This window comes from Pseudomonas sp. P5_A2_2 (assembly GCF_054177685.1).
The window spans coordinates 1-5,614 of the sequence record NZ_JBGCUL010000256.1 but is presented as its reverse complement, the minus strand read 5'-3'; the positions used below and the strand labels follow the sequence as shown (position 1 = coordinate 5,614).

Below are 5,614 nucleotides of genomic sequence, written 5' to 3'. Positions count from 1 at the left end.
TCACTGTGCTGTTCAATGAACGCCTGGGCCTCGGCCGGGGTGGAGACTGGCGCGGCGAAGGTAATGAAGCGGCTCTTGCGAATCTCTTCGCGGTATTCGCAAAAACCGCTGAGGGTAAATGGCATACGTACCTGAATGGCTACTTAGATGGCAGGTTTCAGGCCGCAGCCCTTGAGAATGATGCGGATCAGGTTGTCCCCGGCGTCTTCCATGTCCTGTTTGGTCAACCTGGTGCGCCCGGTGACGCGGCAGATCTGCGTGGCAAAGTCGGCGTAATGCTGGGTGCTGCCCCACAACAGGAAGATCAGATGCACCGGGTCGACCGGGTCCATTTTACCGGCGTCGATCCAGGCCTGGAACACGCCCGCACGGCCCTGAAACCAGGTGCGATAATCCTGGTTGAAATACTCGGTCAGGCATTCACCGCCGCTGATGACTTCCATGGCGAAAATCCGCGAGGCTTGTGGCTGGCGTCGGGAGAACTCCATTTTCGCACGGATGTAACGGGTCAATGCTTCGCTCGGATCGTCTTCGGCGGTGAGGGTGTTGAAGGTACTGTCCCACAACTCGATGATGTTGCTCAGCACCGCCACGTACAAACCGAGCTTGTTGGTGAAGTAGTAATGCAGGTTTGCCTTGGGCAACCCGGCATTCTGGGCGATGGTGTTCATGCTCGTGCCTTTGTACCCGTGACGGGCGAACTCGTCTTCGGCGGCTTTGATGATGGTCTCTTCGTTTTTCTGACGAATGCGGCTGAGGGGTTTTGCGCCGTGGGCTGGGACTTCAAAGGTCATAGGCACTTCCGAGAAGATGAGTGGGTGCAACCTGTGCGTTGATAGCGTACCCGCAGGCTACAGACAAGTATTTGGGGCAAAACCAATCTACTGTGGGAGCGACGGTGCGGCGCTCCCACAGGACTTCTTCAATTATGCAATTCAACGCGTCGCCGCAAGACTCTCGAGAAAACTCTCCAACACCAGATGGGGTCGACGCCCCTTACGTGTGACCGACGCCAGGCTCAGGTCATAGAAGCGCGTTTTCGCTTTCAACGCGCGCAATCGACCTTGCTGCACCCAAAGACTCGCGTAGTGATCCGGCAGGTAACCGATATAGCGTCCGGTCAGGATCAGGAACGCCATGCCTTCACGGTCCGAGGCGCTGGCGGTGCAATTGAGCGCCTGGTAGTGGGCCTGGATCTCTGCCGGCAAACGGAAGGTGGGTGCAATGGCGTCCTGACTGTTCAGGCGTTCGTCGTCCAGTTGTTTGTCGTCGGCATAAAACAATGGGTGGCCGACTGCGCAGTACAACAGCGACCGCTCGCTATACAGCGGTTGATACTCCAGCCCCGATAGTGCGCTGGCCTGCGGTACCACGCCGACGTGCAGGCGACCGTCGAGCACGCCTTGTTCGACTTCATTGGGCGCGATCATGCGGATCTGGATCTGCACGTCCGGGCCGCGTTCTTTCAATTGTGCGAGGGCATGGGTGATGCGCATGTGGGGCAGGGTGACCAGGTTGTCCGTCAAACCAATGATCAATTCGCCGCGCAAGTGCTGGTGCAGGCCGTTGACCTCGGTACGGAAGCTTTCCAGTGCACTTAGCAGTTGCAACGCCGATTGATAGACCTCGCGGCCTTCTTCTGTCAGGGAAAACCCGGCACGTCCACGTTGGCACAGACGCAGGCCGAGACGTTGCTCCAGATCGCTCATCTGCTGGCTGATCGCCGAGCGCCCGATGCCCAGTACGGTTTCCGCCGCGGAGAAGCCGCCGCATTCCACCACGCTGCGAAAGATCCTCAGCAGGCGAATATCAAAGTCGCTGACCTGGGCCAGCGGATCGGGACGGCGAGTGCTCATGCGGGTTACTCAAAAGTTTAGTAATGGGCTGACTGAACATTAGAAGAGTTGCATTTCACCGACTTTATCTCCGTGGCAATTTAGCTGCAACAACGGTTTTCAATCCTTACGCCGCTTATTGCCTTGCGAGGTTTCGCCCATGAACCAGCCTGAAAACGCCCYGACTTCCCTGGCCAGCCAGCTCAAGCTCGATGCTCACTGGATGCCTTACACCGCCAACCGTAACTTTCTGCGCGACCCACGCTTGATCGTTGGCGCCGAAGGCAGCTGGCTGATCGACGACAAGGGCCGCAAGGTATACGACTCGCTGTCCGGTCTGTGGACCTGTGGCGCCGGGCACACCCGCAAGGAAATCCAGGAAGCSGTCGCCAAGCAGCTGGGTACCCTCGATTACTCGCCGGGCTTCCAGTACGGCCATCCGCTGTCCTTCCAGTTGGCTGAGAAAATCACCGACCTGACCCCGGGCAACCTGAACCACGTGTTCTTCACCGACTCGGGCTCCGAGTGTGCTGACACCGCCGTGAAGATGGTGCGTGCTTACTGGCGTCTGAAAGGCCAGTCGACCAAGACCAAAATGATCGGCCGTGCCCGTGGCTACCACGGTGTGAACATCGCCGGCACCAGCCTCGGTGGCGTGAATGGCAACCGCAAGCTGTTCGGTCAGGCGATGATGGACGTCGACCACCTGCCGCACACTTTGCTGGCAAGCAACGCTTACTCCCGTGGCATGCCGGAGCAGGGCGGTATCGCCCTGGCTGACGAACTGCTGAAACTGATCGAACTGCACGATGCATCGAACATCGCTGCTGTGTTCGTCGAGCCATTGGCCGGTTCCGCTGGCGTACTGGTTCCACCACAGGGTTACCTTAAGCGTTTGCGTGAAATCTGCGACCAGCACAACATCCTGCTGGTGTTCGACGAAGTGATCACCGGTTTCGGTCGTACCGGCACCATGTTCGGCGCCACCACCTTCGGTGTGACCCCGGACCTGATGTGCATCGCCAAGCAAGTCACCAACGGTGCAATCCCGATGGGTGCGGTGATTGCCAGCTCCGAGATCTACCAGACCTTCATGAATCAGCCGACGCCTGAATACGCGGTTGAATTCCCCCACGGCTACACCTATTCCGCGCACCCGGTGGCTTGCGCCGCGGGTCTTGCCGCACTCGACCTGCTGCAAAAGGAAAACCTGGTGCAGAGCGTGGCCGAAGTCGCGCCGCATTTCGAAAATGCGCTGCATGGCCTGAAAGGCACCAAGAACATCATCGACATCCGCAACTACGGCCTGGCCGGCGCGATCCAGATCGCAGCGCGTGACGGCGACGCCATCGTGCGTCCGTTCGAAGCCGGCATGGCGCTGTGGAAAGCCGGGTTCTACGTGCGCTTCGGCGGCGACACCCTGCAGTTCGGCCCAACCTTCAACAGCAAGCCGCAGGACCTGGATCGTCTGTTCGACGCGGTCGGCGAAGTGCTGAGCAAGATTGACTGATTTCTCCTTCTATATACCTACAAACAACAGGCGCTCCGAAGCGAGCGCCTGTGGACAACTTTTCAGGAGCTTCCATGAGCGTTATTCCGCATTTGATCAATGGCGAACTGGTGACCGAGAACGGTCGCGCGGTTGATGTGTTCAACCCGTCTACCGGCCAGGCTATTCACAAGTTGCCGCTGGCGACCCGCGAAACCATCCAGAGCGCCATCGACGCGGCCAAGGCTGCATTCCCGGCCTGGCGCAATACGCCGCCGGCCAAGCGTGCCCAAGTGATGTTCCGCTTCAAGCAACTGCTGGAGCAAAACGAGGCGCGTATTGCTCAACTGATCAGCGAAGAACACGGCAAGACTCTGGAAGATGCGGCCGGTGAACTGAAGCGCGGTATCGAGAACGTGGAGTTTGCCTGTGCGGCTCCGGAAATCCTCAAAGGTGAATACAGCCGCAACGTCGGACCGAACATCGATGCCTGGTCGGACTTCCAACCACTGGGCGTGGTTGCCGGTATCACTCCGTTCAACTTCCCGGCCATGGTGCCGTTGTGGATGTACCCGCTGGCGATCGTCTGCGGCAACTGCTTTATCCTCAAGCCGTCCGAGCGTGATCCGAGCTCGACGCTGTTGATCGCCCAGTTGCTGCTGGAGGCTGGTCTGCCTAAAGGCGTACTGAGCGTGGTGCATGGTGACAAGACCGCGGTGGRTGCATTGATCGAAGCGCCGGAAGTCAAAGCGCTGAGCTTCGTTGGTTCGACGCCGATTGCCGAATACATCTATTCCGAAGGCACCAAGCGCGGCAAACGCGTTCAGGCCCTGGGCGGTGCGAAGAACCATGCCGTGCTGATGCCGGATGCAGACCTGGACAACGCCGTCAGCGCACTGATGGGCGCGGCTTACGGTTCTTGCGGCGAGCGTTGCATGGCGATCTCCGTGGCCGTGTGTGTCGGTGACCAGGTCGCAGATGCTCTAGTGGCCAAACTGGTTCCGCAAATCCAGGCGCTGAAAATCGGTGCCGGCACTTCCTGCGGTCTGGACATGGGGCCTCTGGTGACTGGCCAGGCGCGCGACAAGGTCAGCGGTTATGTAGAAGACGGCGTAGCCGCCGGCGCGACGCTGGTAGTGGACGGCCGTGGCCTGACCGTGGCTGGCCACGAGGAAGGCTTCTTCCTGGGTGGCTGCCTGTTCGACAACGTCACGCCAGAAATGCGTATCTATAAAGAAGAGATCTTCGGGCCGGTGCTGTGCGTCGTTCGGGTCAACAGCCTGGAAGAAGCCATGCAACTGATCAACGATCACGAATATGGCAACGGCACCTGCATCTTCACCCGYGACGGCGAAGCGGCGCGGTTGTTCTGCGACGAGATCGAAGTCGGCATGGTCGGTGTCAACGTACCGCTGCCGGTGCCGGTGGCKTAYCACAGCTTTGGCGGCTGGAAGCGYTCGCTGTTYGGCGAYCTKCAYGCSTATGGYCCGGATGGYGTKCGTTTCTAYACSCGYCGCAAGGCCATCACCCAGCGCTGGCCGCAGCGTGCGAGCCATGAAGCTTCGCAGTTCGCCTTCCCTAGCTTGTAAGTAGAAGGGCGTAGAAGGCCGACCCTTGGGTCGGCCTTCGTGTTTTCGGGGGTTTTTAGCCTATATGACAGAATTGTGAAATTAAGTGTTGACGGCAGATTCTGGAAGCCTATAATTCGCCCCACTTCCGGCGCAGTCGAAACGGAAAACTCCTTGGTAAACAATGAGTTACGMAGTTTTCGGCAGCGGGTTGCTTCAGGTCATCGAAGCCRAAAGGGAGTTGAAAAAGAGGTGTTGACAGCAGCGTGTAACGCTGTAGAATTCGCCTCCCGCTGACGAGAGATCTKAGGCGCAAGTGGTTGAAGTTGAAAAGGAAACTTGGAAAACTTCAGAAAATAATCACTTGACAGCAAATGAGGCTGCTGTASAATGCGCGCCTCGGTTGAGACGAAAGMTCTTAACCAACCGCTCTTTAACAACTGAATCAAGCAATTCGTGTGGGTGCTTGTGGAGTCAGACTGCTAGTCAACAGATTATCAGCATCACAAGTTACTCCGCGAGAAATCAAAGATGTAACCAACGATTGCTGAGCCAAGTTTAGGGTTTTCTCAAAACCCAAAGATGTTTGAACTGAAGAGTTTGATCATGGCTCAGATTGAACGCTGGCGGCAGGCCTAACACATGCAAGTCGAGCGGATGACAGGAGCTTGCTCCTGAATTCAGCGGCGGACGGGTGAGTAATGCCTAGGAATCTGCCTGGT

4 protein-coding genes, 1 rRNA gene and 1 pseudogene are annotated in these 5,614 nt (G+C 58.0%); 3 read left to right on the top strand and 3 right to left on the bottom strand.

Annotated elements, in window-relative coordinates; genetic code table 11:
• From ACXRVY_RS15545 to ACXRVY_RS15535, 3 genes and pseudogenes are all read right to left on the bottom strand, one after another.
• Positions 1–125: pseudogene (locus ACXRVY_RS15545) on the bottom strand (thymidylate synthase); the annotation flags it as partial.
• Between the two features lie 18 nt (positions 126–143).
• Complete coding sequence (locus tag ACXRVY_RS15540; protein WP_223462804.1) at positions 144–794, bottom strand: TetR/AcrR family transcriptional regulator; 651 nt, start codon at positions 792–794, stop codon at positions 144–146.
• A gap of 141 nt (positions 795–935) precedes the next feature.
• Positions 936–1,856 (bottom strand): LysR family transcriptional regulator, encoded by a 921-nt coding sequence (locus ACXRVY_RS15535; RefSeq protein WP_223462805.1) that lies wholly within the window; start codon positions 1,854–1,856, stop codon positions 936–938.
• A gap of 139 nt (positions 1,857–1,995) precedes the next feature.
• Between ACXRVY_RS15535 and ACXRVY_RS15530 the strand changes: the two genes are divergently transcribed.
• The 3 genes from ACXRVY_RS15530 to ACXRVY_RS15520 all read left to right on the top strand — a co-directional run.
• Positions 1,996–3,345, top strand: a complete 1,350-nt coding sequence (locus ACXRVY_RS15530; RefSeq protein WP_458237703.1) for an aminotransferase class III-fold pyridoxal phosphate-dependent enzyme — start codon at positions 1,996–1,998, stop codon at positions 3,343–3,345.
• A gap of 74 nt (positions 3,346–3,419) precedes the next feature.
• Positions 3,420–4,913 (top strand): CoA-acylating methylmalonate-semialdehyde dehydrogenase, encoded by a 1,494-nt coding sequence (locus ACXRVY_RS15525; protein ID WP_458237702.1) that lies wholly within the window; start codon positions 3,420–3,422, stop codon positions 4,911–4,913.
• A gap of 567 nt (positions 4,914–5,480) precedes the next feature.
• Positions 5,481–5,614 (top strand): 16S ribosomal RNA (locus ACXRVY_RS15520); the annotation flags it as partial.